At 57.9% G+C, this 2307-nt stretch carries 2 rRNA genes; both read left to right on the plus strand.

What is annotated here, in order from left to right:
* Positions 1-17: 17 nt before the first annotated feature.
* Positions 18-1550, plus strand: a 16S ribosomal RNA gene (locus IF12_RS0122370).
* Positions 1551-1998: 448 nt separating this feature from the next.
* Positions 1999-2307, plus strand: a 23S ribosomal RNA gene (locus IF12_RS0122375); the annotation flags it as partial.

Below are 2307 nucleotides of genomic sequence, written 5' to 3' on the forward strand. Positions count from 1 at the left end.
TGGTGCGCAACAGGTTTTTGTTGGAGAGTTTGATCCTGGCTCAGGACGAACGCTGGCGGCGTGCTTCACACATGCAAGTCGAACGGAAAGGCCCGCTTGCGGGTACTCGAGTGGCGAACGGGTGAGTAACACGTGGGTAACCTGCCCCCATCTCTGGGATAACCGTTGGAAACGGCGGCTAATACCGGATACGACCACGCTCTGCATGGGGTGTGGTGGAAAGTTTTTGCGGTTGGGGAGGGGCCCGCGGCCTATCAGCTGGTTGGTGGGGTGATGGCCTACCAAGGCGTTGACGGGTAGCCGGCCTGAGAGGGCGGTCGGTCACATTGGGACTGAGATACGGCCCAGACTCCTACGGGAGGCAGCAGTGGGGAATTTTGCACAATGGGCGGAAGCCTGATGCAGCGACGCCGCGTGAGGGATGACGGCTTTCGGGTTGTAAACCTCTTTTATCCACCACGAAGGCCAGGTATTCGCCTGGTTGACGGTAGTGGTTGAATAAGCGCCGGCTAACTACGTGCCAGCAGCCGCGGTAAGACGTAGGGCGCGAGCGTTGTCCGGATTTATTGGGCGTAAAGGGCTCGTAGGCGGTTGATTGCGTCCGCCGTGAAAGGCCTCGGCTTAACCGGGGTTTTGCGGTGGATACGGGTCGACTTGAGGCAAGTAGGGGAGATCGGAATTCTACGTGTAGCGGTGAAATGCGCAGATATGTGGAGGAACACCGGTGGCGAAGGCGGATCTCTGGGCTTGTTCTGACGCTGAGGAGCGAAAGCGTGGGGAGCGAACAGGATTAGATACCCTGGTAGTCCATGCTGTAAACGGTGGGCGCTAGGTGTGGGGCCACGTTGGTTGGTTCTGTGCCGTAGCTAACGCATTAAGCGCCCCGCCTGGGGAGTACGGCCGCAAGGCTAAAACTCAAAGGAATTGACGGGGGCCCGCACAAGCGGCGGAGCATGCGGATTAATTCGATGCAACGCGAAGAACCTTACCTGGGTTTGACATCACCCGGAAACCCTCAGAGATGAGGGCCTCTTCGGACTGGGTGACAGGTGGTGCATGGCTGTCGTCAGCTCGTGTCGTGAGATGTTGGGTTAAGTCCCGCAACGAGCGCAACCCTTATCCCGTGTTGCCAGCATTGAGTTGGGGACTCGCGGGAGACTGCCGGGGTTAACTCGGAGGAAGGTGGGGATGAGGTCAAGTCATCATGCCCCTTATGTCCAGGGCTTCACGCATGCTACATTGGCCGGTACAGCGGGTTGCGATACCGTGAGGTGGAGCGAATCTCTGTAAAGCCGGTCTTGGTTCGGATTCGAGTCTGCAACTCGACTCGATGAAGGTGGAGTCGCTAGTAATCGCAGATCAGCAACGCTGCGGTGAATGCGTTCCCGGGCCTTGTACACACCGCCCGTCACGTCATGAAAGTTGGCAACACCCGAAGCCTGCGGCCTAACCAGCTTTGCTGGAGGGAGTGGTCGAAGGTGGGGCTGGCGATTAGGACGAAGTCGTAACAAGGTAGCCGTACCGGAAGGTGCGGCTGGATCACCTCCTTTCTAAGGAGTCCCGACCTGCCCTGCGGGGTGAGGTCAACCATCCGAGCCCGCTGAAGCAACTTCGCTTTGGTGGTGACTGCTCGGGTGTGTATGGACTACATGTTTTATATGGTGTGTCGACTGCACGTTGAATACAAACCATCCTTGGCATCGCGTTTCCCTCTTTTGGGGGTGCGTGGTGCCGCACCCTGTTGGGGTTCTGAGGCAATACGTCTCTGAGCCCGGTCATGCCGCGGGCATGCGGTTGAGGCTGTGTGCGACCTTTGTGGTCGTGTGTGGTTCGCGTGTCGGGTGTGGCTGATGTGTTGTTTGAGATTTGTATAGTGTGCGTGAGTGTCTTAAGTTCTACCTGAACTCACCGGGCCTGGTTGACGGGCATGTGCGATGGCGCTGCGGCTTTGGTTGCGGTGTCGTTGTTGTGTGTGTTGGCTGGGTTTGGGTGTTGGTTTGTTAAGTTGTGTAGGGCGCATGGTGGATGCCTTGGTACCGGATGACCGATGAAGGACGTGTGAGGCTGCGATATGCCTGGGGGAGTTGCCAACTGGACTGTGATCCCAGGGTTTCCGAATGGGGTAACCTGGCCGTTTTGATGAGCGGTCGCGCCTCCCTGAATGTATAGGGGGGGTTGTGGTGTGGCGGGGAAGTGAAACATCTCAGTACCTGCTGTGGAGAAAACAAGAGTGATTCCGTGAGTAGCGGCGAGCGAAAGCGGAGGAGGCTAAACCTGGTTCGTGTGATAGCCGGCAGGCGTTGCGGG

It is taken from the genome of Glycomyces sp. NRRL B-16210 (assembly GCF_000719515.1).
Classification (GTDB): Bacteria; Actinomycetota; Actinomycetes; order Mycobacteriales; family Micromonosporaceae; genus Glycomyces.